Origin of the sequence: Bradyrhizobium sp. 141 (genome assembly GCF_023074055.1) — a bacterium.
Classification (GTDB): Bacteria; Pseudomonadota; Alphaproteobacteria; order Rhizobiales; family Xanthobacteraceae; genus Bradyrhizobium.
Genome location: NZ_JADPKR010000013.1, coordinates 90,928 through 115,587 on the forward strand (window position 1 = coordinate 90,928; position 24,660 = coordinate 115,587).

20 protein-coding genes are annotated in these 24,660 nt (G+C 64.6%); 16 read left to right on the forward strand and 4 right to left on the reverse strand.

Annotated features, from left to right (window positions below):
* Nucleotides 1–8: 8 nt before the first annotated feature.
* Both IVA81_RS02740 and IVA81_RS02745 read right to left on the reverse strand, forming a co-directional pair.
* Nucleotides 9–503, reverse strand: coding sequence for a flavin reductase family protein (locus IVA81_RS02740; protein WP_247311889.1), 495 nt, complete (start codon nt 501–503; stop codon nt 9–11).
* A gap of 52 nt (nt 504–555) precedes the next feature.
* On the reverse strand, nt 556–1,647 hold the full coding sequence (locus tag IVA81_RS02745; RefSeq protein WP_247311891.1) for an LLM class flavin-dependent oxidoreductase: 1,092 nt from the start codon (nt 1,645–1,647) through the stop codon (nt 556–558).
* Nucleotides 1,648–1,770: 123 nt separating this feature from the next.
* On the opposite strand from IVA81_RS02745, the gene IVA81_RS02750 reads away from it, so the two are divergent.
* Nucleotides 1,771–2,685: a LysR family transcriptional regulator gene (locus IVA81_RS02750; RefSeq protein ID WP_247311893.1), complete on the forward strand. Its 915-nt coding sequence runs from the start codon at nt 1,771–1,773 to the stop codon at nt 2,683–2,685.
* Between the two features lie 12 nt (nt 2,686–2,697).
* On the opposite strand, the gene IVA81_RS02755 is transcribed toward IVA81_RS02750, so the two are convergent.
* Nucleotides 2,698–3,582, reverse strand: a complete 885-nt coding sequence (locus IVA81_RS02755) for an SMP-30/gluconolactonase/LRE family protein (protein WP_247311896.1) — start codon at nt 3,580–3,582, stop codon at nt 2,698–2,700.
* 108 nt (nt 3,583–3,690) lie between these two features.
* Here IVA81_RS02755 and IVA81_RS02760 point away from each other — a divergent pair, with 108 nt between their 5' ends.
* Complete coding sequence (locus IVA81_RS02760; protein ID WP_247311899.1) at nt 3,691–4,365, forward strand: TetR/AcrR family transcriptional regulator; 675 nt, start codon at nt 3,691–3,693, stop codon at nt 4,363–4,365.
* Nucleotides 4,366–4,386: 21 nt separating this feature from the next.
* Here the strand turns inward: IVA81_RS02760 and IVA81_RS02765 are convergent, their stop codons facing one another.
* The gene (locus IVA81_RS02765; protein WP_247311902.1) at nt 4,387–5,367 is read right to left on the reverse strand and encodes a tripartite tricarboxylate transporter substrate binding protein; all 981 of its coding nucleotides are present in this window, start codon (nt 5,365–5,367) and stop codon (nt 4,387–4,389) included.
* Between the two features lie 179 nt (nt 5,368–5,546).
* Here IVA81_RS02765 and IVA81_RS02770 point away from each other — a divergent pair, with 179 nt between their 5' ends.
* From IVA81_RS02770 to IVA81_RS02835, 14 genes are all read left to right on the forward strand, one after another.
* Complete coding sequence (locus tag IVA81_RS02770) at nt 5,547–6,317, forward strand: enoyl-CoA hydratase/isomerase family protein (protein ID WP_247311905.1); 771 nt, start codon at nt 5,547–5,549, stop codon at nt 6,315–6,317.
* Nucleotide 6,318: 1 nt separating this feature from the next.
* Complete coding sequence (locus IVA81_RS02775) at nt 6,319–8,451, forward strand: acetate--CoA ligase family protein (RefSeq protein ID WP_247311908.1); 2,133 nt, start codon at nt 6,319–6,321, stop codon at nt 8,449–8,451.
* A gap of 64 nt (nt 8,452–8,515) precedes the next feature.
* Nucleotides 8,516–9,733 carry an ABC transporter substrate-binding protein gene (locus IVA81_RS02780; RefSeq protein WP_247311912.1) on the forward strand — a complete coding sequence of 406 codons (1,218 nt, stop codon included), beginning with the start codon at nt 8,516–8,518 and terminating at the stop codon, nt 9,731–9,733.
* A gap of 57 nt (nt 9,734–9,790) precedes the next feature.
* Nucleotides 9,791–11,002 carry an acyl-CoA dehydrogenase gene (locus IVA81_RS02785; RefSeq protein ID WP_247311915.1) on the forward strand — a complete coding sequence of 404 codons (1,212 nt, stop codon included), beginning with the start codon at nt 9,791–9,793 and terminating at the stop codon, nt 11,000–11,002.
* The gene (locus IVA81_RS02790) at nt 11,002–12,027 is read left to right on the forward strand and encodes an acyl-CoA dehydrogenase family protein (protein WP_247311918.1); all 1,026 of its coding nucleotides are present in this window, start codon (nt 11,002–11,004) and stop codon (nt 12,025–12,027) included. Before IVA81_RS02785 ends, IVA81_RS02790 begins: the two co-directional genes overlap by 1 nt.
* Before the next feature lie 10 nt (nt 12,028–12,037).
* Nucleotides 12,038–12,811, forward strand: coding sequence for a glucose 1-dehydrogenase (locus IVA81_RS02795; protein ID WP_247311921.1), 774 nt, complete (start codon nt 12,038–12,040; stop codon nt 12,809–12,811).
* Nucleotides 12,812–12,824: 13 nt separating this feature from the next.
* On the forward strand, nt 12,825–13,637 hold the full coding sequence (locus IVA81_RS02800; RefSeq protein WP_247311925.1) for a carboxymuconolactone decarboxylase family protein: 813 nt from the start codon (nt 12,825–12,827) through the stop codon (nt 13,635–13,637).
* Nucleotides 13,634–14,101, forward strand: coding sequence for a tripartite tricarboxylate transporter TctB family protein (locus tag IVA81_RS02805; RefSeq protein ID WP_247311926.1), 468 nt, complete (start codon nt 13,634–13,636; stop codon nt 14,099–14,101). Before IVA81_RS02800 ends, IVA81_RS02805 begins: the two co-directional genes overlap by 4 nt.
* Nucleotides 14,102–14,113: 12 nt before the next feature.
* Nucleotides 14,114–15,613 carry a tripartite tricarboxylate transporter permease gene (locus IVA81_RS02810; RefSeq protein WP_247311928.1) on the forward strand — a complete coding sequence of 500 codons (1,500 nt, stop codon included), beginning with the start codon at nt 14,114–14,116 and terminating at the stop codon, nt 15,611–15,613.
* 31 nt (nt 15,614–15,644) lie between these two features.
* Nucleotides 15,645–16,796 carry an acyl-CoA dehydrogenase family protein gene (locus tag IVA81_RS02815; RefSeq protein ID WP_247311931.1) on the forward strand — a complete coding sequence of 384 codons (1,152 nt, stop codon included), beginning with the start codon at nt 15,645–15,647 and terminating at the stop codon, nt 16,794–16,796.
* 200 nt (nt 16,797–16,996) lie between these two features.
* Nucleotides 16,997–19,288, forward strand: coding sequence for a TonB-dependent siderophore receptor (locus IVA81_RS02820; protein ID WP_247311933.1), 2,292 nt, complete (start codon nt 16,997–16,999; stop codon nt 19,286–19,288).
* Nucleotides 19,289–19,549: 261 nt separating this feature from the next.
* Nucleotides 19,550–20,629, forward strand: a complete 1,080-nt coding sequence (locus tag IVA81_RS02825) for a HoxN/HupN/NixA family nickel/cobalt transporter (RefSeq protein WP_247311936.1) — start codon at nt 19,550–19,552, stop codon at nt 20,627–20,629.
* Nucleotides 20,610–22,919, forward strand: a complete 2,310-nt coding sequence (locus IVA81_RS02830; RefSeq protein WP_247311938.1) for a TonB-dependent receptor — start codon at nt 20,610–20,612, stop codon at nt 22,917–22,919. The genes IVA81_RS02825 and IVA81_RS02830 overlap by 20 nt, the downstream gene beginning before the upstream one ends.
* 443 nt (nt 22,920–23,362) lie before the next feature.
* Nucleotides 23,363–24,541: a LuxR C-terminal-related transcriptional regulator gene (locus IVA81_RS02835; protein ID WP_247311941.1), complete on the forward strand. Its 1,179-nt coding sequence runs from the start codon at nt 23,363–23,365 to the stop codon at nt 24,539–24,541.
* Nucleotides 24,542–24,660: the final 119 nt, after the last annotated feature.

A 24,660-nucleotide genomic window follows, 5' to 3' on the forward strand; every position in this document is an offset into this window, starting at 1 on the left:
GATGCCGGCTACGCCTGCGGCAAGGCGCGCAGCTCGCCTTGAAAATTCACGAGGGGATCGCCGTTTCCGCCGTGCGTCGCCACGATCCTGCCGATGAAGAGACCGTGCGTGCCGACCAATTGGTGATGATGCAGCACGCACTCCAAACCGCCGAGCGCCGGTTCGAGCAGCGGCACATCGAGGACGCCTTGCTGCCATGGGGCCGTTGCGAAGCGGTCGATGCCCTTGGCGCCGCCGGCGAAGCGCAGCGCCAAATCCTCCTGACCTCTGCTAAGCAGACTGACTCCGAAGCGGCCGTTGGCGAGAACTGCGGCGTGCGTTTCGGAGCTCGAGTTGACGCCGACGAGCAGGCAGGGCGGATCCATGCACAGCGAGGTGACGGAGCTGACCGTCAGCCCGCGCCGCGTGCTCTCCGTTCCCGTCGCCACGATTGCCACGCCGCTCGCGAGGTTGCGCATCGCCAAGCGGAATTCGGCGGCTTCGACAGAGCGGAAATCGGTCATTTGAGCGATTTGGCATCCCATGGCGTACCTCCGAGCTTGCGCTGGTGCTGGGCTATGCCGAGACCGTCTCGCTCGCGGTCCTGCCGCGCCCGGTGCGGCTGGATTTCAGCTCCTTCCGGATCGCGGGGATGATCCTGCTGCCCCACAATTCGATCTGGCGCAGCATCGTGCGCTGATCGAAATCGCCAAGCTGGGTCTGGAGCGCGATGTGGGTCGGCCTCAGGATGTCGATCTCTTCCAGCATGCGGTCGATCACCTGGTTGACGCTGCCGACCGGCAGGTTGCTCCGCATCGTCTCCAGGCTCATGTCGTTGGGGCCGGCTTCTTCCTTGATCAGATAGCCGTCATCGCTCTGGGCGCGCCGGAATTTCAGGCTTTCGGAAAGGCGCCGCTGGAAGCGCGCATTGTCGAGGTAGGAGGTGATCTCGCTGTCATTGTCGCTGGCATAGGCGCAGCGCAGGAAGCCGAAATGCGTGTCGTCGATGGAGCGGCCTTCCTTGGCCGCGATCCCTTCGAGGCGTTCGCGCAGAGCCTTGATCGCATCAAGGCCATTCAGCAGCGCGGTGACGAACAGATTGTGGTTGTCGCGAACGGCGCGGCCGAGCGTTTCGGCATGGCCGGAGGTGACCCAGATCGGCGGCATCGGCGTCTGCACCGTGCGCACGGCGATCGCGGTCGGCGGCATCTTCAGGTGCTCGCCCGAATAGGAGAAGATACGCTCCCGCATGCCGGCCTGGAGCACGTCGTAGAATTCGGCGAACAGCGCATGCGAATGGTCGAGGTCGACGCCGAAGCGGTCGAACTCGAATTTCTGGTAGCCCGAGCCGATGCCGAGATCGAGGCGACCGTTAGAGACCGTGTCGGCAAAACCGATCTCGCCGAGCAGCCGCGCCGGATTGTACAGCGGCAGCACGCAGACGGCTGAGCCGAGGCGGATGCGCTTGGTCAGGCCGGCGCAGTGGGCGATCATCATCAACGGCGAGGGACAAAGGCTGTAATTGTTGAAATGGTGCTCGGCATACCAGGCCGTATCGAAGCCGGCCTGCTCGGCCGTGACCGTCTGCTCGACGGCGTTGTTGATGACCTGCTGCGAGCTCTGATGATAGCCGCGCTGCTGCGCCAGAATGAATACGCCGAATTCCATCGGTTGCTTCCTTCCCATTGAGTCGGTCGCTCTTGCGACGCGTTCTCATGAAGTTATGGCCTTGAGCTTTTTCGAACAATTGACGTAATCTGAGCATGTCCTTTGCAGAATCTGAAAAGATCGATGAACCGCCTTCAGGCCATGGAATTGTTCGTCAGCGCTGTCCGTGAGGGCAGCTTTTCGGCCGCCGGGCGCCGCGTCGGGCTGTCGCCGGCGTCGGTGCGCTATATCGGCGAACTCGAGGCCCAGCTCGGCGTGCAGCTTTTGAACCGCAGCACGCGCCATCTCGGGTTGACCGACGCGGGCAAGATCTTCTTCCAGCGCACCGAGCAGGTGCTGCACGGCATCGAGGACGCCGAAGCCGCGGCGCTCTCGCTCCAGACCGCGCCGCGCGGAACGCTGCGGGTGCATTCGCGGACGCTGTTCGGCATCAAGGTGCTCTCGCCGCTGATCCCTGGATTCCAGAAGCTCTATCCGGAGCTGAAGGTGGAGTTGCGCCTGTCCGAGCGGCACGCCCTGCTTCGGGAGGACGAATTCGACGTCGATTTCCAGATCCAGGCGCCGAAGGATCCCGGCCTCATGCAGCGAAGGCTCCTGAGGAGCGAGCGGATCCTCGTGGCTTCGCCGGACTACGTTGCGCGCATGCCGAAACTGCGCGAGCCGGAGGACATTACCCGCCACAAATGCCTGACCTACTGGATGGGTCCCGACGACGTGGTCTGGAAGTTCATGCGCAGGAACAGGCTGCGAGAGATCGTCGTGCCTTCGTCCTTCAGCAGCAACAACGGCGTGGTGCTGTGCGATCTCGCCGTCACCGGGCACGGCATCGCGCTGCTCGACGACTACACCGTGGCGGAGGAGTTGAAGAGCAGGCGCCTCATACGTCTGCTGCCGGGCTTCCGGGTGACGAATTCCAGCTTCGACGAAGGGATCTATGCGGCGTTTCTCCAGAGCGCTTATCTGCCGGAGAAGATCAGGGTCTTCGTGGACTACATGGCGGAGAACGTGCCGAAGCAGATCAAGAGATCGGCGCAGTAGCGAAGAGACCCGTCAGCCGGGGCCAAACCTGTGCGCCGGCAGTCCGCGAACGCCGAGGCCTTCGATCGCGAACAGGCCGCCGGCATCGGGATGATCGTCCCTGAGAGCGTGGCTGCGCGAGATCGATGTCATGAAGAGTATATCGAGACCGGGCCCTCCGAACGTCACACTGGTCGGATGACCGATCGGCATGTCGATGATGCGCGCGATCGTCCCATCAGGTGCAAACCGCGCGATCTTGCCGATGCGTACGAGGACGGACCAAACATATCCTTCCGAATCGATCGTCGCGCCGTCGCAACCGGATTGCTGCGCCTCCGTGTCGACGAAGACGCGCTTGTTCTCGAGGGGGCCGTCGCGCTTGTAATCATAGGCCCAGATGATCCGCCTCGCGCTGTCCGCGAGATAAAACGTCCGGCCGTCAGGGCTGAAGCACGGTCCGTTGCTCACGGCGAGGTCCGTCTCCAGCAGTTCCAGCGCGCCCGTAGGGTCCAGACGATAGAGCCCGCCGAGTGCCGTTTCATTCGGGGCGCGGTCGCCGTGCATCGTGCCAGCGAGGAAGCATCCGTAGGGATCGGCCTTGCCGTCGTTCAGCCGCACCTTCGGGTGGTCCAGCCCGATCGACGGGCCTTCCGTCAGTGCGCGCAGGCCGAAATCGTAGTGCGCAAATCGGTTGCGCAGGGCGACAATCGCGCCGCCATCGTCTCGCAAGGCGATCGAACCGATCGGCGCGGGGACGCTGAACTGCTCGATGGCACCCGTGACGGGATCAAGCCCGCGGATCAATCCGGCCAGCGCGTCGATCCAATAGAGGCGCTGCCCGCGCTCGTCCCACACCGGGCTCTCGCCGAGCTGGTCCTTTGTCGCGCCGACGCGCGTGATCCGGGCCGCGCTCATGGCTGCTCGCAAGGCAATCGCCGGGCTTGACCGATCGGTCGGTGAAAAACTAGTTTCATTCTAAAGGCTCTCTGTTGCCGCCAGGCTGACGAATGGATTGCGGACCTCATGACTGAACTGTCGACGATGAAGGATGGCGTTGCGAACCAGGCCGAGGCCTCGGACCGCGTGCTTCAGATCCTCGCCGAGGCCGGACGGCTGTTCGCCAGCAAGGGATTCGAGGGAACCTCGATGCGCGACATCGCGCTCGCCTGCGGCATCTCCAAGTCGCTGCTCTATCATCATTTCTCCAACAAGGACGAGATCTACGCGCGCGTCGCGGTCGGCTCGACGCTCGAACTCTATCTGTTCGTGCGCGATCGCATTCCCGACGGGCCGCCGTCGCAGAAGATCCGCGCCTTCATGGTCGCCACGGCGGAATATTTCCGCCGCTACCGCTGGGCCTGGATCGCCTCCACGACCGCCTTCTGGAACGATCCCGACCGTCAAAGGCACAAGGAACGGTTGACGCGCCGCGACCGTTTCGAGAATTTTCTGCGTGGCCTGATCCAGGAGGCCATCGATGCCGGCGAGATCCGCAAGGTCGACGTTCCCATGACCGGTCGGCTGATCCTGTCCTCGCTCAACTGGATGCATCGCTGGTACAATCCCAACAAATCCGCAACGCCCGAGCAGATCGCGGAGATATTCTTCGACATGATCTTCAACGGCCTGCGTAGCGGCGACCTTGTCGAGCTTCCCGGCGCGGAGCCGCCCAAGGCCGGCCGGCGCAAGTCGCGCTGACCGGCGGGCGGCAGCCGCGCCTCATTCCAGAACGATGTTTTGAGCCTTGATCACCGGCCCCCAGAGCGCGGCGTCCTTGGTCAATTGGGCATCGAGCCGCTCCGGTCCGCCGGTATCGGCCATCAGGCCGTCGGTCTCCAGCTGCTTTGCGATCTCGGGCTTCTGCATCGCGGCGTTGGCCGCTGCGTTCAGCCGCGCGATGACGTCGCGCGGCGTGCCCGCAGGCGCGTGCAGCGCGGTCCAGAACGAAGCCGTCAGCTCCGGATAGCCGGATTCGGCCAGCGTCGGGATGTCGGGGAAACTCGCCATGCGCTTGTCCGAGGAGACCGCGAGAATGCGAAGCTGGCCGCCGCGCGCGTGCTCGATGACGGCGGCGGGCGTCGCAAAGTTGAGATCGCATTCTCCCGACAGCGTTTCCATGATCGAGGCCGGATTGTTGCGATAGGCGACCTCGGTGACGGCAAATCCCATCGACTTGCCCATCATGATGCCGAACAGATGCGTGACGCTGCCCGGGCCGAGCGTGGCGTAGAACAGCGGCTTGTCGCGGCCCTTGGCGTAGGTGACGAAGCTCCTCACGTCGGCGGCGGGCGTCTTCGCATTCATGGTCAGCGACAGCGGTCCGTTGCAGAGCATGGCGACGGAGGCGAAGTCCTCCAGCTTGTAGGGCAGGGCCTTGCTCAACAGGACGTTCAGCGAGATCGGGCCGGTGCCGCCCGCAAGCAGGACCGACCCGTCCTTCGGCGCGCGCGCCACGTATTGCGATCCGACGATGCCGTTGGCGCCGGGCTTGTTGTCGACCAGGACCGGCTGGTCCAGGGTTTCCGCCATCGCCTTCGCGATCGAGCGCATCAGGCTGTCGATCGAGCCGCCCGGCGCATAGGGCACGATGATGAAGACTGTCTGCGATGAGCGTGCGCTCACGATGGCAGGCGCGCCAAGCGGGGCGGCGAGGGCGCCGGCGATCAGGGTTGTCGCCTGGCGTCGGCTGATCCTGAGCATGCGAGTTCCTCCTCTCACTATCGTTCTTTGGTTTCCGTGAAATCTATCGGCTGACCGATCGGTCGGTCAATAGGGAGTTGGCTGTATATTGCAAGCTACCGCTGATGATGTTATCAGCACAGAAAGCTGACCGATCGGTCAGGAGCAATAAAGACGAACAGAAATCCAGGAGGAAGCCAATGTCAGCAGATATCGTCACTCTCGAAGTATCGGATCACATCGCGCTGGTGACGCTGAACCGTCCTCCCGTGAACGCGCTCGACCGTGCCATGCGCGACCGCATCGTGGCCGTGTTCGACGAGATTTCCGAGCGGAGCGACGTCAGGGTCGCGATCCTCACCGGCGCCGGAAAGGTGTTTTGCAGCGGCGCGGATCTGAAGGATCGTCCAGATCCGACCAAGATCGGCGCGTTTCACAGTCACAACCGGATCACGCGCGAGACCGGCAATTGCATCCGCGAGTGCTCGAAGCCGGTCATTGCCGCGATCAACGGGGTTGCGCTGGGCGCGGGGGTCGGCCTGATGGCCTCGTGCGATATCTTCTACGCCTGCGAGGACGCCGTGTTCGGCATGCCCGAGATCAATGTCGGGCTCGCCGGTGGTGCGGCCATGCTGAATACGTTGTTCGGCCGCTCCCTGATGCGCCGCATGTTCTTCACCGGCTATCGCGTGCCGGCCGCCGAGCTCTACCGCCTCGGCATCATCGAGGCCTGCACGACCAAGGAAAATCTGATTCCCGAAGCGATGAAGATCGCCGCGGAAATCGCCTCGAAGAGCCCGATCGCGATGGAATACGCCAAGAACGCGGCGAACATGGTCGAGCTGATGCCGCCGCGCGATGCCTACCGCTTCGAGCAGAACATCACCATGGCATTGTCCAAGACCGAGGACGCCAAGGAGGCGCGGATGGCGTTCCTGGAGAAGCGCGCGCCGGTGTTCAAGGGGCGCTGAGATGCGGCCGGGAGAAGGTCTCGACGCGCTGATGTCGCCGCGGTCGATCGCGATCATCGGCGCCTCGCAGGAGGCGACCAAGATCGGCGGTCGGCCGGTCGATCTCCTGCGCCGTCACGGCTATGCCGGGCATATCTATCCGGTCAATCCGAAGGCCGCGATGGTGCAGGGGCTGAAGGCGTACGCTTCCGTCGCTGATGTGCCGGAGGCGCCGGATCTCGCCATCATCGCCGTCGATGCCGAGCGTGCGGGCGAGGCGGTGGAGCAGTGCGCCGCCCGCGGCGTCCGCAGCGTCGTCGTGTTCTCGTCGGGCTTTGCCGAGCTCGGCGAGCAGGGGCGTGCCATGCAGGAGCGGCTGCGCGTGGCTGCCCGCAACGGCGGCATGCGCCTGCTCGGACCGAACTGCCTCGGCGCGGTCAGCATCGCCGAGAAGAGCATCGCGACGTTCTCGATCGTGCTCGAGCACAGCATGCCGGCGTCCGGCTCACTCGGCATCGTGTCGCAGAGCGGCAATCTCGGCAGCTACACCATGCGCCTCGCCAGCGAGCGCGGCATCGGCGTCAGCCGCTTCATCACGACGGGCAACGAGTGCGACGTCGATATTGCCGACGGGATCGCCTGGATGGCGCGTGATCCCGCCACAAAAGTCATCCTATGCTGCCTCGAAGCGTGCCGCGACGCGGGCCGGCTAATCTCAGCGCTCGAAGAGGCGCGCGATGCCGGCAAGCCCGTCATCGCCATGAAGATCGGGACGTCGGCGGCAGGCCAGGCCGCCGCAGCCTCGCACACCGGAGCAATGGCGGGATCGGACGCCGTCTTCGACGCGCTGTTTACCCGTTGCGGCGCTGTGCGCGTGCGCAGCATCGACGAGCTCATCGATCTCGGTCACGCGGCATCGATCCTGCTGCCGGACCGGTTGCCGAAGGGGACCGGCGTCGCGGTCCTCACGGCGTCGGGCGGCTTCGGCGTGTTGATCGCGGATGCGGCGCAGGCCGTCGGATTGTCGCTGCCGGAGCTCGGGCAGGGGACGCAGCGAAAGATTTTGGAGCTGGTGCCGTTCGCATCGGCCCGCAATCCCGTCGATGCCACCGCGCAGATGTCGAGCCGGCCCGACCTCCTGGAGAAGATCATGTCCGCCGTGGTTGCGGACGAGAGCGCCGACACCGTGATTCTGCCGCTGCCGTTCTCGCTGCACCTGCCGCGCCTGCGCTCGATCTATATGGACACGCTGCGCAACGTCCGCGCGCAATTCCCCCACCGTCCGATCATCCTGTGCGTCGACGGTCCGGAGGACGCGCTGAGCGAGCTGCACGCGCTGGGCTTTCCGACAGTGGAACGCTTCGACGGCTGTTGCGCGACCGTCGAAGCGCTGGTGCGGTTGCGGGCAGCGTCGACGCGTCCGCAGGATAGGCCTGCGACGGTTGAGCGAGCGCAGCCGCTGGCAGCCGAGGCCTTCCGCCACGAGCTTGGTGCCAAGCGCGCGCTTGCCGACGCTGGCGTCCCGGTCCTGGCCGAATGTCTCGTGCAGGATGCCGATGCAGCGGCGCGCGCGGCCACCGAGATCGGCTTTCCCGTGGTGCTGAAGATCGCATCCCCCGATCTGCCGCATAAGACGGAGGCCGGCGGCGTGGTCGTGGGCGTCGGCTCGGACACCGAAGTTCGGCGCGCCTATGCCCAGATGCGCGATCGCGTCGCCACCAGGGCGCCGCACGCGGCCATCGACGGCGTGATCGTAGCGCCGATGGCCAAGGGCGTCGCCGAGCTGATCCTCGGTAGCCGCATCGATCCGGTGTTTGGGCCGGTGGTGATGGTTGGCCTCGGCGGCATCTTCGCGGAAATCCTCCAGGATTCCGCCGTGCAGATGGCGCCTGTCAGCGAGGCGCAGGCCATGGCGATGCTGAGATCGCTCAAGGCGTTCGCCGTGCTCGACGGCGCGCGCGGCCGGCCGCGTGCCGATCTCGAAGCCGCAGCCCGGGTCGTTGCCGCGCTGTCGCGCTTTGCCGCTGCGCATGCCGACACGGTCGCGGAGATCGACGTCAATCCGCTGCTGCTGCGAAGGGAGGGCGAGGGGGCCGTGGCGCTCGACGCGCTGCTGATCCCGCACGGCAAGACTTCCACCCAAGGGCATCACTGAATTCAAATAAGAGGCCGCACAAGCGGCCCAGAGGAAACGCGCAAAGCAAAAGCAGGAGGAAACGGTGAAGAGATCGACAATCACTGCACTCGGCATGATCGCCTTGTTGCTGACGAATGCGCCGCTGTCCGCGCAGGGTATCTCCAGCGACGTCGTCAAGATCGGCATCATGAACGACCAGAACGGTCCCTATGCCGACAATTGCGGCCTCGGCTCGGTCGCGGCCGCCAAGCTCGCGGTCGGCGATTTCGGCGGCACAGTCGGCGGCAAGAAGATCGAGCTCGTGATCGCCGACGACCAGAACAAGCCCGATATCGGCGTCGCCATCGCATTGCGCTGGGTCGACAATGAGGGCGTCGACGCCATCGTCGGCTGCTCGGCCTCCTCGATCGCGCTCGCCGTGCAGGACATCATGAAGAACCGCAAGAAGCCGTACATGCTGGCCGGCACGGCCGGCTCGTTCTTCACCAACGACAAATGCTCGCCGATGACCACGCAGTGGATGGTCGACACCTACGCCCAGCCGAAGGCCACGGTGAAGGCCCTGCTCGCCCAGGGGATCGACAGCTGGTTCTTCCTGACGGTCGACTACGCCTTCGGCAAGGCCTGGCAGGCGGATGCGACGAAGTTCATCGAGGCGGGCGGCGGCAAGGTGGTCGGCTCCGTGCTGCATCCGCTCAACTCGTCGGATCTCTCCTCGTTCCTGCTGACGGCGCAGGCCAGCGGCGCCAAGGCGATTGCGCTCGCCAATTCGGGCGCGGATTTCGCCAACGCGATCAAGCAGGCGCAGGAGTTCGGGCTGACCAAGAAGCAATTGCTCGTTCCTCTCGGCCTCATGATCAGCCAGACGCATGGAATTGGCCTCAAGGATCTCCAGAACGTGCGGCTGACGACGCCGTTCTACTGGGACACGACGCCGGAGAGCCGGGCCTTTGCCAAACGCTATGCCGAGGCGACGGGCGGTCAGCTTCTCAACGAGGGCAAGGCGGCCACCTACAGCGCCCTGACGCATTATCTGAATGCGGTCGCTGCCACGGGCTCCGACGATGGCGACGCCGTGATGCGGCAGATGAAGAACACGCCGATCAACGATTTCGAGATGAAGAATGTCAGCATCAGGGCCGATGGCCAGGTCATGCGCCCGCTCTATGTCGCGCGGATCAAGGCGCCGGCCGAATCCAAATACGCCTACGACTATTACGACATCACCGGCACCATCGCGCCCGAGGATGCGTGGCGGCCGGCATCGGAAAGCGCCTGCGATCTTCTCAAGTCGCAGTAGGGAACGGGGAGCCGGGCCAGCCATGCTGGCCCGCACGGCGAAGACGGGAAACGGGCGATGAGTGTACTTGAAGCGGTATCGACGCAGGCCGGCGCGGGTGAGAGCCTGACCGGTGAAGCCTATCGCGATGCGATGCGCCGCTGGCTGCATACCAATCTGCCTGCCGGCTTCCGCAGTGACAGCGCCGCATTCGCGCCGCCGACGCTGCAACAGTCCGTGGCCTGGGAGGCAGCGATGTATCGCGCCGGGCTGACGGGGATCACCTGGCCGCAAGCCTATGGCGGGCACGGCCGCTCCTTGCGAGAACATCTCATCGCCAATCAGGAGATCGGCCGGCTTGCTATGCCGGAGAGCGTCAACTCGATCGGCAAGGAGCTCGCCGGCCCCATTATCCTTGCGGTCGGCACCGAGGAGCAGAAGCGGCGTTTCCTGCCCGCAATTCTCGAGATGCGCAACATCTGGTGCCAGGGATTTTCCGAGCCCGAAGCCGGATCCGATCTCGCGGGGCTCCGCACGCGTGCGACGCGAAACGGTGAGGGTTGGCGGATCAACGGCCAGAAGATCTGGACCAGCGGCGCCTATCGGTCGCAGCGCTGCCTGGTGCTCGCCCGCACCGGACCGCTGGAGGACCGCCATCGCGGCCTTGCCATGTTCGCGGTGCCGCTCGATGCCAAGGGTGTGCGCGTGCGCACGATCAAATCGATCGACGGCCGTGAAAGCTTTTGCGAGGTCTTCTTCGACGACGTCGAGGTCGCGCAAGCGGATGCGATCGGCGCGCCCGACGAGGGCTGGGCCGCGGCCATCCGTGTGCTGGAAATCGAGCGCGCGACCAACCGCATGTATCGCGCCTGGCGGTTCGAGAACGAGCTGCGCCATCTGATCTCGGCCTGCAAGGCCGATCCGGTGCTGTCGCAGATGGTCGACGACCGTCACTCCGCGGTCAGGCTCGGCGAGGTCGCGGTCGAGATCGAGGTGCTGAAGGCCCATGTCGAGACGGCCGTCGAAGCGCTCGTCAATGGCGACAAGATCGGTGCGCGCGGCAGCCTCGCGAAGCTCTATTGGAGCGAGTCCCATCAGCGCTTTGCCGCGCTTGCCCTCGAGCTGCTCCAGCAGGCATCCCTGCCGCAGCTCGCGGCGATCAAGGTGGCGCGCCGCCGCTTCGAGGCGATCTATCTCCAGGCGCGCGCCGAGACGATCTACGCCGGCACGACCGAGATCCAGCTCGGCATCATCGCCGATCGGATCCTCCAGCTCTCGCGAGGCAAATGATGACCATGGCCGAAGGACTACAGTCCGACGAGTTCGCGGCAACCGCGGCACGCGCAGTGACGGCATGTGCGAATTTGGACGTACGCGAACAGGCGCAAAAGCTCGCCGGTGACGGTCTGCTCGGCGTCATCGCGAATGAGGAGGTTGGGGGACTTGCCCTGCCGCTGGGCTTCGCGGTGCCGGTGATCGCGGCCGCTCATGCGGGATTGCTCGGATTTCCGCTGCTGGAGACTGTTCTCGTCGGCCGCCTGCTCCAGTCTTCGCTGACGCGTCTGGCCGCCGCGATCGTTTCCGGCGAAACGCTGGCAACGATTGCCTGGCAGGGCGAAGCGGCCGCCGAGCGAGATGGCGGAGCGCTGGTGCTGAGCGGCACTGTGGCGCGCGCGCCATGCGCCGCGAAGGTCGACTACGTCGTGGTGCGGATGGACGCGGGTGCGGCGGCATTGATCCCGACCGATGCTGAAGGTGTCGTGGTGGAGGAAGCGGCGGGGCTCGACCTGACGGTGCCGGAGCATGTGGTGCGGCTGGAGAAAGTCGAAATTCCGGTGGGCTCGATGTTGCCGGCGAGCACATGGGATATGCTCAGCTCGGACGCCAACGTGCTCCGCGCCGCCGCGATCCTGGGATCTGCCGAAGCATGCCTGGCGCTCGCGCAGGAGCACGCCTCGACACGTCGCCAGTTCGGCCATGCGCTGTCCTACAACCAGGCCATCCGTCACGCGTTGGCGCGGCAGAAACTCGGGCTCGAGAGCATTCGCCATGCGATCACGCGGAGCCTGACCGGCGATGGCGGTCCGCTGCAGCGCGATGCCGCGTTCCTGGCAGCAGCGAGCTATGGCAGCTCGATCAGCGAAGGAGCGTTGCAGATCCATGGCGGCATGGGTTTTACGTGGGACGTCCCAGTGCATCGCCATCTGCGCCGTATCCGCACGCTCCAGGCGCAGGGTGATGCCAGCGGCCTGATCAGCGCGTTCGGCCGCCGCTACGTATCGGAAGTTGCTCCGTTCGCAGAGACGGGAGCGTGAGGAGATAGCTATGACCGAGACCAAGGATCGAACTCTCGCAGGCCGCGTTGCGCTCGTCACGGGTGCCGGAAACGGCATCGGCCGCGCGACGGCGCTCAAGCTCGCCGCGCGTGGGGCCATCGTCGGCGTCAATGATCTGAAGCCGGAATTCGTGGGCGGCACGGTCGATGCGATCAAGGCATCGGGCGGCGAAGCGCTTGCCGTCACGCAAGACGTGTCCACTCGCGACGGCATGCGGCAGGCGGTGCTTGGATTGGCCGAGCAACAGGGTCGCTTCGACATCCTCGTCAACAACGCGGCCTGGGTCCGCTATCAGTCGGTCGCCGACATCGCGCCGGAGACGGTCGAGCGCATGCTCAACATCGGCTTCAAGGCGGTGATGTGGGGTATCCAGGCCGCCGCGGAGGTCATGGATGCCGAGCGTGGCGGCGCGATCGTCAACGTCGCCTCGGTGGCCGGGCTGCTTTCGGCCAAGAACAGCATCGTCTACAGCGGCATCAAGGCCGGCGTCATGGGCATCACGCGCGCGGCCGCGGCCGAGCTCGGCGCGCGCAACATCCGCGTCAATGCGGTGGCGCCCTCGGCGATTCCGACCGAAGGAACGATGCGCAACCGCAACGCCGAGCTCGATGCACGCCGGATCGCGCGGACGCCGCTGGGGCGGCTCGGCACGGTCGACGATATCGCCAAGGCGATCTGCTTCCTCGCCGGTGACGAGAGCAGCTTCATCTCGGCGCAGGTGCTCACCGTCGACGGCGGCATCACCCTGACCAACATTGCCTGACGGTGCACGCGCGATGTCCCATCTGACGCCGGAGCAACAGACGCTGAAAGAGGCCTACATCAAGGCGCGCGGCTACTGGCGGCCCTGGACGGAAGGCCTGCTGCGCCTCGATCCCGAGTTTCTTCAGACCTATGGCAGATATGCGGGCTATGCCGCAGAGCAGGGACCGTTGTCTCGCAAAATGTGCGAGCTGATCTACGTCGCCCTGGATGGCTCGGCGACGCATCTGTTCCGCTCCGGGCTCGCCCTGCACCTCCGGCTTGCGCTTCAGGAAGGGGCGTCGGCACGGGAGATCATCGACGTGTTTCGGCTCGCGACGGCGCAGGGGCTGGACGGCTGCAATGTCGGCATCGGCATCCTCGCCGAGGAATTGGCAGAGGCCGGTCTGGTGGTTGACCAGTCCGCGCTTTCGGACGAGCAGAGCGCGCTGCGAAATGCCTATGTGACGCAATTCGGGGATTGGCCCGACTTCTGCGAGCAGTGGCTGCGCCGCGATCCCGGCTATTTCGCAGCCTTGCTGGATCTCCTCGCAGGCGGACAGGCCGGGGAGGGTCTCAATCGGCGGTCGCAGTGTCTGATCTCGATTGCGCTGAACGCCTGCTTCACGGCGCTCAACCCGCAGGGGCTGCGGGTGCAGATCAAGCGGGCCCTGCGGCTCGGCATCGCCCAGCGCGAGATCCTTCAGGTTCTTCAGATGACCGCCCATCTCGGCGTCCACGCCTGCGCCATCGGCGTGCCCGTTCTGATGGAGGCGCTCGAGGAGCGCGCCGCAAAGGCCGGGGCTGCCGCGGAGAGCATGGGACCAGGCGAGGGAGGACGGCAATGAAGGGATTGGCGATCCGCAATCAGAGGGCGTTCGCGTCAGGCGTCCTGTTCCTCGCCTTCGCGGTCTTCTTCTTCGTGGCGGCGCTCAACTATCCGGCGGGCACGGTCGCGCGAATGGGACCGGGCTATTTCCCCCGCCTGCTCGCGATCGTGCTCGCCGTCATCGGTCTTGTCGTGACCCTCGGCGCCATGAAGTCGAGTGCGGAGCCGCAGGCGTTGCGCAGATGGGATTTCAAGGGGCTCGCCTGGGTCACCGGATCCGTGGTCCTGTTCGGCGCCCTGCTGTTTCCGCTCGGCCTCGTCGGCGCGCTGTTCGTCCTGATCATGGTGTCGAGCAGGGCCAGTCACGAGTTCACCTGGATCGGCGCACTGACGAATGCAGCCGTGCTCATCGCGCTGTGCCTGGCCGTCTTCGTCTACGGTCTCGGGCTGCAGCTGCCCGTCTGGCCGTCTCTTCTCAACTGAACGAGCCGATCGATGGATCTCTTTCACAATCTGGCGATTGGCTTTGCGACGGCGGCCCAACCGGCCAACCTGCTCTACGCCTTCTTCGGCTGTCTGCTTGGGACCTTGATCGGTGTGCTTCCCGGCCTCGGCCCGCTCGCAACCATCGCGATGCTGCTGCCGATCACCTATGCTCTGCCGCCGGATGCTGCGCTGATCATGCTCGCCGGGATCTACTACGGCGCGCAATATGGCGGCTCGACCACGGCCATCGTCGTCAATCTGCCGGGCGAGTCCTCGTCCGTCGTGACCACGATCGACGGTTATCAGATGGCGAAGCAGGGCCGGGCCGGTGTCGCGCTCTCAACCGCTGCCATCGGCTCGTTCTTCGCCGGTTGCGTGGCGACGCTCGCGCTGGCCGCCCTTGCAGGCCCGCTGACGGCGACGGCCCTGCTGTTCGGCCCGAAGGAATTCTTCGCGCTGATGATCCTGGGCTTGATCCTGGCCTCGGTGCTGTCGAGCGGTCCGTTCATCGAGGGCATCGGCATGGTCGTGCTCGGCATGCTGCTGAGCCTCGTCGGCACCGATTTGAACAGCGGCAGCCAGCGTTTTGCGTTCGGCGTTCCCCAGCTGTTCGACGGCCTCGATTTCGTGCCGCTGGCGATGGGTATTTTCGGCTTCGCCGAGATCGTGAAGAATCTCGAGCAGGACGACAAGTTGTCGCTGGTCACGCAGAAGATCACCAATCTGTTTCCGACCCGCGACGATTTCCGCCGCATGCTGCCCGCCATGTTGCGCGGCACGGCGCTGGGCACACTGCTGGGAGTCTTGCCCGGCGGCGGCGCGGTGCTGTCGTCCTTTGCGTCCTATACGCTCGAGAAGAAGCTGTCGCGGCATCCCGAACAGTTCGGCAAGGGCGCCATCGAAGGCGTTGCCGGTCCGGAATCGGCGAACAACGCCGGCGCCCAAACCTCGTTCATTCCGCTGCTGACATTAGGGGTTCCTTCCAACGTCGTGATGGCGCTGATGGTCGGTGCCATGAACATTCACAACATCCACCCGGGTCCCGAGGTGATGACCAAGAACCCGACTCTGTTCTGGGGCCTGATCGTCTCGATGTGGGTCGGCAATCTGATGCTGCTGATCCTCAATCTTCCGCTCGTCGGGCTGTGGGTGAAGCTGCTCACCATTCCCTACCGCTATCTGTTCCCCGCGATCATGGTGTTCTGCTCCATTGGCGTCTATTCCATCAACAGCGGGACGTTCGAGGTGTACGAAGCCGCCTTGTTCTGCGTGTTCGGCTACGTTCTGATCAAGCTGCAATTGCCAGCGGCGCCGCTGCTGCTCGGCCTGGTTCTGGGACCGGCCATCGAGGAGAACTTCCGCCGCGCCATGGTGCTGTCGCGCGGCGACGTCACCGCGCTGCTGACTTCGCCGCTGTCGGCGAGCCTGCTCGCCGCAGCCGCCATCGCGGTCCTCCTGATCATGCTGCCCACGATCCGCGCGCGGCGCGAGGAGGCGCTCCAGGAATGAGATGCATGAGACGCATCGGAAGGTGCCACCCATGATTCGTGAACCTGCCGCCTTCGAGGCCTTGCTGGAGCGGGTTCGCCGGTTTGTCCGCGACATCGCCATTCCCGCCGAGACGCGTGTCGAAAGCTGCGATGAAATCCCCGAGGACATCGTCGCCACCATGCGGGCCGATGGATTCTTCGGCTGGAGCATTCCCGAAGCCTATGGCGGGGCCGGGCTCACCACGGAGGAGCTCGTTCTGGCGGCGTTCGAGCTGTCGCAATGTTCGGTCGCCTTTCGCGCCCGCGTCGGCACCAACACCGGCATCGGCTCGGAGGGAATCGTTGCCGACGGCACGGAGGAGCAGAAGCAGACCTATCTGCCGCGCCTTGCCAGCGGCGAGTGGACCGGCTGCCTGGCCGTGACCGAGCCCGATGCCGGCTCGGAGGCCTCGAACGTGCGGACCACCGCCCGCCGCGACGGCGATTGCTATATTCTCGACGGCGAGAAATGCTTCATCACCAACGCGCCCCTGGCCGACGTCTTCACCGTCACGGCGCGCACCGATCCGCATTCGAAGGGAGCGGCGGGCGTCTCGGCCTTCATCGTCGAGCGCGGCAGCGTGGGCCTTGCCACCGGCGCGCCCTATCGCAAGATGGGGCAGGCGGGCTCGCCGGTCAGCGCGGTCTATTTCAACCAGTGCCGGGTGCCTGCGGCCAATCTGATCGGCGGCCGCGAAGGCGCAGGCTTCAAGACCATCATGAAGGTGTTGAACAAGCAGCGCGTACATCTGGCCGCGCTGTCGACGGGACCCGCGATCCGGATGCGCGACATGGCCATCCGCCATACCAGCAGCCGCGTTCAGTTCGGCGAGCCGGTTGCTAACCACCAGCTGGTGCAGGCGATGATCGCCGACTGCCGCACCGAGATCTTCGCGGCGCAATCGATGATCCTCGAAACAGCGCGCAAGCGCGACCGCGGCGAAGACGTCGCGCTCGAAGCGTCGATGTGCAAATATTTCGCAACGGAAATGTGCGGTCGCGTGGCCGACCGCTGCGTGCAGATGTTCGGCGGCGCCGGCTACATCGCCGATCACTCCTCGATCGAGCGCTGGTACAGAGACGTGCGGCTGTTCCGCCTCTATGAGGGCACCAGCCAGATTCACCAGCTCAACATCGCCCGTCTCGCGACGAGAGATACGTAACCTCGCTCGCTCGGCATTTTGCAAGTGACGTGCTGTCGCAGATTCAACCGCGCCTCGTCATTTCTGCGCGATCGCAAAGCATCCTTGGAATCATTCCAGATACGTTTTCCACTGCGGTCATCGATGATCGAGACATTCTAAATCGCAGCGCACGCATTTTCGTTGCCGTCATCATAGCGCCTTTCTAGAGAGTGCCATCGATGAGGGGCTTTCTGGAAATGCGACGTATGGGTGGAATTGAGACGGTAGCGCGCTTTGGTGCGGCGCTGCTGGGTGGAGTGGCGTTGCTCGCGTGGTTTGAATCGCCGGCTCGATCCCAAACGTCACAAGGCGGCAGTTCCATTCCACCTGTGACCGTCGATGCTCCGGCGCAACAGTCGGCCCGCCGTGCGCCGACCAAGCGAAACGATGTCCGAGCCCGATCGAATTCGCGTCGCGCCCCGGCGCGTGGCGCCCCGCAAGTCGAAACCGCGGCCGTGCGACCGCAATCGGGTGTCGCTCCCGCCTATGCGGGCGGTGAGGTCGCTCGAGGCGCGCGGCTGGGGCTGCTCGGAAATACCGACACCATGAAGTCACCGTTCAACGTGACGAGCTACACGGACAAGTTCATTCGGGATCGGCAGGCGGCAACGGGTGCGGATGCCCTAATTCTCGATCCGTCCGTGCGAAGTTCACACCCGACGGGCGGTATCGTGGACTCTTTCACCATTCGTGGATTCCCGATCAACGAAGGCAACAACGGTGAATTCGCCTTCGAGGGTCTTTACGGAATCGCGCCGACATATCGCATCTTTACGGACTACGTCGAGCGCATCGAGGTGCTCAAGGGTCCCTCGGCCGCGCTCTCCGGCATGGCGCCCAACGGCGGCGTCGGTGGCGTCATCAATGTCGTGCCCAAGCGTGCGGAAGAGGATTTGACCCGCCTGACCGCAAGCTACGGCTCGGTTGCACGCTTCGGCGGTCACTGGGACGTGGCGAGGCGCTACGGCGACGGCAAGCAATGGGGCGTACGGGCCAGCGGAAGCCTCCGCGACGGCGACACGCCGATCGATCGCCAATCCGAAACGACAGGTGTCGGATCGCTGGCGCTCGACTATCAGGGCGAGCGATTCAGGTCCTGGCTCTATCTCATCGCGCAAACCGATCGGTTCGATGCTCCGTCACGTCCGTTTCTCATGGCTCCCGGCCTGCAGGTGCCGAAGGCACCGGACGGCCGGTTGAACGTGACGCAGCCCTGGGAATGGTCGCACATCACCGACAAATCGGCGTTGCTGCGGACCGAATACGATCTCAGCGACCAGGTTACGCTGTTTGCGGACGTCGGTGGCTCCAAGACCAATGTCGAGCGATTCTTCGGTCTTCCGACCATCGTCAACGCGAACGGCAACACGACCTCTACGCCTCAGTTCTTCGGGCTGAGCATTGACCGAACCACATATGATGGCGGCCTCCGCGCCCGCTTCGATACCGGCTTCGTCCACCATGCCCTTGCCTTCCAGGCCTCGGTCTACCATGACGCGCTGTACCGGCGGCTGACCAATGGCAGCCTGGTCACCTCGAACATCTACAATCCGACCGTCGCGCCAACTCAGTTTGCCAACGAGATCAGCGACCGCCCCCGACTCTCGGACAGTCAGCTCACGGGGCTTTCGATTGCCGACACCATGTCCGTGCTCGATGAGCGCATCCTGTTGACCTTGGGTGTCCGGCGCCAGGGCATCGAGGCGAACAACTATGCCTCCAACGTCGGCACGCTGACGTCGTCCTATGACAAGAGCGCCGTCACGCCGGTGGTCGGCCTCGTCGTCCGTCCCCTCGACAATGTCTCCTTGTACGCGAACTATGTCGAAGGCCTCGCCCGGGGCGACGTGGCTCCTCAGACCGCGTCCAATTTCGGCGAAGTGCTGCAGCCCTACGTCGCCAAGCAGTACGAAGCCGGCATCAAGGTGGACTTCGGCCGCATCGCAACCACCTTCAGTGCCTTCGAAATATCGAAGGCGAGTGGCGAGCTGTCCGCCGGGCGGTTCGCGGCGACCGCCGAGCAACGGGTCCGCGGGCTCGAGTTCAACGTCTCCGGCGAACTCACGCCGGATGTTCGTCTCCTCGGAGGCATCTCACTGCTGGATGGCACCCTGACGAAGACCGCGGTTGCGGCCAATCTGGGCAACACGCCCATCGGCGTTCCGAACATTCAGGCCAATATCGGGGCGGAGTGGGACCTGCCGTGGATGAGAGATCTCACCTTGAATGGCGCCGTCATCTACACCGGCAGGCAGTTCGTCGACAGCGCGAACAAGCAGCCGATCCCGGACTGGACGCGGCTCGATCTCGGCGCCCGTTACACCACGGCGATCAACGGCAAGAAGACGGTTTTCCGCGCAAACATCCAGAATGTGACCGGCGAGAGCTACTGGTCCAGCGTGGCTTCGTTCGGAACGTTCTTCCTGGGAGCCCCACGCACCTATCTGCTGTCGATGACCGTGGATATGTAATTGCTGCAGCCTGCAGCAGGCATGTCCCTGACCGTCGTGTGCAGACCGGTCAGGTTGGTCGTCAAAGCGGATAGTTGCTTGCCAATAGAAGCAAAGCAGCCCGCTCCGGCGCTATGAGCGCCGGACGAAAAATCTTCCATTAAATCAATGAGGTGAATTCCGTTTCGGTGTGCTTTTCGGCCGTAAGGTCGAAAGCGGCGCGGCTCTTGCTCTTGCCAGTATGAGGGTTCTTGATAAACATCATACTGCGGGATGGAGTGGATGGAGCAGGCGGTGAGGCGGACTTTACGAGCGATCGAATCCGGAACGCTGGTGCTGTTCGGGGGGCTTATTGCCGCCAACATTGCCTCATGGGCCTGGGCCTTCGCGCTGTTCGGCGACCGGCCGACGGTGCTGGCGACTGCGCTGCTGGCCTGGGTGTTCGGTCTGCGCCACGCCGTCGATGCCGACCACATCGCCGCCATCGACAACGTCGTGCGCAAATTGATGCAGACGGGCGGCGCGCCGCACAGCGTCGGCCTCTATTTTGCGCTCGGCCATTCCACCGTCGTCATCGTCGCGACCATATTGCTCGCGCTCGGCGTGGTGAGCCTTGGCGGCGACAGCCTGCTCAAGGAGATCGGCGGCCTCATCGGCACGTCGGTGTCGGCCCTGTTCCTGCTCGTGATCGCGGCCATCAACCTCGTCATCTTCGTCGCCCTGTGGCGGACGTTTCGCGCTGCACGGGAGCAGGGCGTTCACGACGCCGAAGGCCTCGAGAGGCTGCTCGCCAATCGCGGCGTCTTCGCGCGACTGCTCGGACCGTTGTTCCGCCTGGTCACAAAACCATGGCACATGTTTCCGCTCGGCTTCCTGTTTGGACTGGGCTTCGACACCGCGACCGAGATCGGCCTGCTCAGCATCTCCGCAACCGAAGCCGCGCGTGGCGCATCGGTTGCAGATATCCTGGTTTTCCCCGCGCTGTTCGCCTCCGGCATGGCGCTGGTCGACACCGCCGACTCCGCGCTGATGGTCAGTGCCTATCGATGGGCGTTCGTCGATCCCCTGCGAAAGCTCTGGTACAACCTCACGATCACCGGCGCCTCCGTGGCAGTCGCGCTGTTGATCGGCGGCATCGAGGCGCTCGGGTTGGCCGCCGACCGGCTCGGCCTGTCCGGGGGCGTGTGGACGCTGATCGACGGTCTCAACGAGTCGCTCGCCAATGTCGGCTTCGCCGTGATCGCGCTGTTCGCAATCGCCTGGCTCGTCTCGGTCGTGCTCTATCGCCGCGTCTTCGCGGACGGACGGCGCCGGGCCGAGACGAAAGCTTTGGAATACGCCGATGCGACCGAAGCGGCGTGAGCCCTGTCGTGGCGGCGGCGCGCTGACGGCACTGTCGGCCCTGGTGCTGCTCGCAAATGACGGCCGCGCCTTCGCGCAGAGCAGTGACACCTTACGCGAGCTGCCGCCGATCCAGGTCGGCGGCGAGACTGCGGCGCGCAAGAAGCCGGTCGCATCGCGCCGCTCAACCAAGCCGCTCCCGGCCGCGCACCGCATCCCAGCGTATCCAGCCGCAACGCAGGCACCGGATGTGCGCAGCGTCGCCTCGGGTGCGAAGGGCCAGCCCGGCATGGCGAGCGAGATCACGATCTCCGGCGAAGAGCTCAATGCACGCCCGTTCACGCGGCCGGGCGAAGCGCTCGAAGCCGTGCCCGGTCTCATCGTGACGCAGCATTCCGGCGAGGGCAAAGCCAACCAATATTTCTTGCGCGGCTATAATCTCGACCATGGCACCGACCTTGCCATCACCGTCGACGGCGTCCCGGTCAACATGCGCACCCACGCGCACGGCCAGGGATATGCCGATCTCAACTGGCTGATCCCGGAAACCATCGCCGCAGTGGATGTGCGCAAGGGCCCGTACTTCGCCGAGGAGGGCGATTTCGCCTCGGCCGGAAGCATCCATATCGGCCTGATCGACCGCACCAGGGGAATAGCGCAAGCGAGCGCCGGCAGCTTCGGCTACCGCCGCCTGCTCGGCATGGATTCCGCGAAGGTTGGTGACGGCGCACTGCTCGTGGCCGGCGAGATCGGCACCTACAACGGCCCGTGGGACAATCCTGACAATGTGCGAAAGCTCAACGGCCTCGTGCGCTATAGCCAGGGCACCGCGACCGACGGCGTGTCCGTTACCGGCATGGCCTATGCGAACAGATGGAATTCGACCGACCAGGTGCCGCAGCGCGCGATCACCGGCGGCCTGCTTGACCGGTTCGGTTCGGAAGACCCGAGCGACGGCGGCAATACCAACCGCTTTGCGCTTTCTGGCCGCATCGCGCAGAGCGACGATCTCGGCTCGTGGAAAGCCAACGCCTATGTCGTGAAAAGCCAGCTCGACCTCTTCAACAATTTCACCTACTTCCTCAGCGATCCCGTGCTCGGCGACCAATTCCACCAGCACGACGATCGCCTGATGGCCGGCGCCAACATCTCGCGCACGCTGAACGGTTCGTTGGCCGGCCTGCCGGTGCAAACCACCTTCGGCCTGCAGTCGCGCTATGATGCGATCGATCTCGCGCTCACCAACACGTTCCGGCGCGACTTTCTTTCCAACATTCGCAGCGACAAGGCCGGCGAGGGCAGCGTCGGCGTCTATGCCGAAAACACCGTGCGTTGGACGGACTGGCTCAGGACGACGGTGGGATGGCGCGGCGATTATTATGCCGCCGACGTCACGTCGCGGTTCAACGCCAACAATTCCGGCCGCGCGGATGCCGCGCTCGGTAGCCCGAAATTCAGGATGGTGCTTGGTCCGTTCAACCAGACCGAGCTCTTCCTCGGCGCCGGCTACGGCATGCACTCCAACGATGCGCGCGGAGCGACCACGACGGAAGACCCCGTCGATCCCGCCACCAGACTCACGCCGTCGCCACTCCTGGTCCGCACCAGGGGCGCCGAAGTCGGTGTTCGCAGCAGGATCGTTCCCGGCCTCGACACCTCGCTCAGCGTCTTCATGCTGGATCAGGATTCCGAGATCCTGTTCGCCGGCGACGCCGGCGACACGTCGGCGACCCGCGCCAGCCGCCGCTACGGCTTTGAATGGACCAACCATTACCGGCCCAGGTCCTGGATCGACATTGACGCCGATCTCGCAATGACCCATGCGCGCTTCCGCGGCTATGACAGCGAGCAGGCGGAGGTCTATGCCTCGCTCGCCGGCTATCCGGAGGCGCAAGTAGGCAATGCGCCCGGCAACTACATTCCGAACGCGCCGGCGATGGTGACGTCAGTCGGCGTCACGCTGGGCGAGAAGACCGGCTGGTTCGGAACCTTGCGCTGGCGCTATCTGGCGTCGAGCCCACTGACGGAGGATAACGCGTTCCGCTCCTCTGCGATCAGCATCTTCAACGGCCGCGTTGGCTACCGCATCGACAATGGCTGGCGCCTTCAGCTCGACGTGCTCAACCTCTTCAACACAAGGGCGAACCAGATCACCTATGCCTATGGGTCGCTGCTCAAGACCGACACGCTCTACAACCTCTGCACATCGGGTACCGCGCCCACGGCAGTCTGCCAGAACGGCGTGATGGACTACGTGCTGCATCCCGTGGAGCCGCTGACGTTCCGGCTCACGATCGCCGGGGCGTTCTAGGTTTGCCGAGCTGGTGCGCTATCGCGCCGCGAAAATCCTGTTCCGGATATCGGACAACGGTCCGGGAATCGACAAAGGAACACATCGGCCACATCTGACGAAATGTCTCGCCGGCCGCGACAGGAATGGTCGCGCGCGGTTGCCTCCTAGGTTTGCAGGAGGCGGAGTTGCTTCGCAGGTGGTAGTTGGGAAGGCCGGCACGCGTTGGCGGCCGGCCGCCCATCGCATCGCTCATCCCGGGAGCGGGTGACTGACCGGCTTGTCATGAATGATCCAAATCGTCCCGTCACGGACGACCTGCCAAGCAACAGTCATCCTCCGAATGGAGGATGACCGAAGTTCCGCGCCAAATGAGTATGAACGGCCGATATGGCTTGAGAGGAGCAGACGATGATAGGGTTGGAAGGCTCCGGAGCATGCGGTGACCACGTTCGGGATACCCCATGAAGCATGTGCCAAACCAGCGATCGGGTCCGACACTGTCCTTGCCAGTCAATCTCAGTGATCAGCGAGAGCTCAGCGATCTGATCGGCGTCGTCTACGACGCCGCGATCGACCCTTCTCGGTGGGAGGATGCGATCGCCAGGATCGCCCGGTTCGTCGGTGGCACCGCCGGCGGGCTTTTCTGCAAGGATGTCGGCGTTCAGCACGCCGCCATTCCCCATAGCTTCGGATTTCAGAGGCCGCTACCGGTGGAGCTGTTCGGCGAAATCTATCCGGCCGCAGCGGCGCATTTTCAGGGAGACATCGAAGAGCCGATTGCGACCGCAGATCTGATCCCGCTCGACGAGCTCACCCAGACCGGGATCTATCGCCAGTGGGCCGAACCTCAAGGCTTGATCGACTTTCTCAGCGCCGTCGTCGAGAGAACGACGGTCAGCGCGGCGATATTCGGCGTCTTTCGTCATCGGGAAAATGGCATTGCCGACGAGCACGCGCGGCGGCAAATGAAGCTGATCGCCCCGCATATCCGACGTGCGGTATTGATCGGCAGGATGTTCGAGTTCAGGGCGGCAGAGGTCGCAACGTTTGTCGATACGCTGGACGGGCTCGATGCGGGCATGTTTCTCGTCGATGGGGGCGGCCGTCTCATTCACGCAAATGCCGCCGGCACCGCGATTCTCGCCACATCTGCCGTCCTGAATTCCGTCGGCGGCCGGCTCGTCGCGCGTGACGCGCAGGTCGACCGGGCCTTGCGGGACGTCTTTGCGAGCGCCGGGCAGGGTGACGCCGCGCTTGGCACGAGGGGGATCGCCATGCCGCTGACCGGCAGCGACGGCGAACGCTATGTCGCCCATGTGCTGCCTCTGACGTCAGGTGCGCGCCGCCGCGCCGGCGTGGTCCGTACCGCCGTTGCCGCCTTGTTCGTCCGAAAGGCGTCGCTTGCGCTGCCATTCGCATCGCAGATGATCGGCAACGCGTTCAAACTGACGCCGACCGAGCTTCGCGTTCTGCTTGCGATCGTCGAGGTAGGCGGCGTTCCGGAGATAGCCACTGCGTTCGGTGTTGCCGACACGACGATCAGGACGCATGTCAGCAGCCTGTTCGAAAAGACCGGTGCGGGGCGGCAGGCCGATCTCGTCAAGCTCGTGGCGGAGTATGCAACGCCGCTGGCGGGTTGAAGGCCTCCTCGGCCGAATTCTCCTCCGTTCCTGGGACGACACGCTCAGAGCATCCGCTCAGAATTGCGGGCGTCCGGTCGGCGCTGCTGACGGTCAGGCCGGCAATCCTGCATGTCAAA

Excerpts from the sequence above, each read along its gene's own strand:
- IVA81_RS02740 (WP_247311889.1), bottom strand. The coding sequence starts at position 503 with ATGACCGATTTCCGCTCTGTCGAAGCCGCCGAATTCCGCTTGGCGATG.
- IVA81_RS02745 (WP_247311891.1), bottom strand. The coding sequence starts at position 1,647 with ATGGAATTCGGCGTATTCATTCTGGCGCAGCAGCGCGGCTATCATCAG.
- IVA81_RS02750 (WP_247311893.1), top strand. The coding sequence starts at position 1,771 with ATGAACCGCCTTCAGGCCATGGAATTGTTCGTCAGCGCTGTCCGTGAG.
- IVA81_RS02755 (WP_247311896.1), bottom strand. The coding sequence starts at position 3,582 with ATGAGCGCGGCCCGGATCACGCGCGTCGGCGCGACAAAGGACCAGCTC.
- IVA81_RS02760 (WP_247311899.1), top strand. The coding sequence starts at position 3,691 with ATGACTGAACTGTCGACGATGAAGGATGGCGTTGCGAACCAGGCCGAG.
- IVA81_RS02765 (WP_247311902.1), bottom strand. The coding sequence starts at position 5,367 with ATGCTCAGGATCAGCCGACGCCAGGCGACAACCCTGATCGCCGGCGCC.
- IVA81_RS02770 (WP_247311905.1), top strand. The coding sequence starts at position 5,547 with ATGTCAGCAGATATCGTCACTCTCGAAGTATCGGATCACATCGCGCTG.
- IVA81_RS02775 (WP_247311908.1), top strand. The coding sequence starts at position 6,319 with ATGCGGCCGGGAGAAGGTCTCGACGCGCTGATGTCGCCGCGGTCGATC.
- IVA81_RS02785 (WP_247311915.1), top strand. The coding sequence starts at position 9,791 with ATGAGTGTACTTGAAGCGGTATCGACGCAGGCCGGCGCGGGTGAGAGC.
- IVA81_RS02790 (WP_247311918.1), top strand. The coding sequence starts at position 11,002 with ATGACCATGGCCGAAGGACTACAGTCCGACGAGTTCGCGGCAACCGCG.
- IVA81_RS02795 (WP_247311921.1), top strand. The coding sequence starts at position 12,038 with ATGACCGAGACCAAGGATCGAACTCTCGCAGGCCGCGTTGCGCTCGTC.
- IVA81_RS02800 (WP_247311925.1), top strand. The coding sequence starts at position 12,825 with ATGTCCCATCTGACGCCGGAGCAACAGACGCTGAAAGAGGCCTACATC.
- IVA81_RS02805 (WP_247311926.1), top strand. The coding sequence starts at position 13,634 with ATGAAGGGATTGGCGATCCGCAATCAGAGGGCGTTCGCGTCAGGCGTC.
- IVA81_RS02810 (WP_247311928.1), top strand. The coding sequence starts at position 14,114 with ATGGATCTCTTTCACAATCTGGCGATTGGCTTTGCGACGGCGGCCCAA.
- IVA81_RS02815 (WP_247311931.1), top strand. The coding sequence starts at position 15,645 with ATGATTCGTGAACCTGCCGCCTTCGAGGCCTTGCTGGAGCGGGTTCGC.
- IVA81_RS02820 (WP_247311933.1), top strand. The coding sequence starts at position 16,997 with ATGAGGGGCTTTCTGGAAATGCGACGTATGGGTGGAATTGAGACGGTA.
- IVA81_RS02825 (WP_247311936.1), top strand. The coding sequence starts at position 19,550 with ATGGAGCAGGCGGTGAGGCGGACTTTACGAGCGATCGAATCCGGAACG.
- IVA81_RS02830 (WP_247311938.1), top strand. The coding sequence starts at position 20,610 with ATGCGACCGAAGCGGCGTGAGCCCTGTCGTGGCGGCGGCGCGCTGACG.
- IVA81_RS02835 (WP_247311941.1), top strand. The coding sequence starts at position 23,363 with ATGAAGCATGTGCCAAACCAGCGATCGGGTCCGACACTGTCCTTGCCA.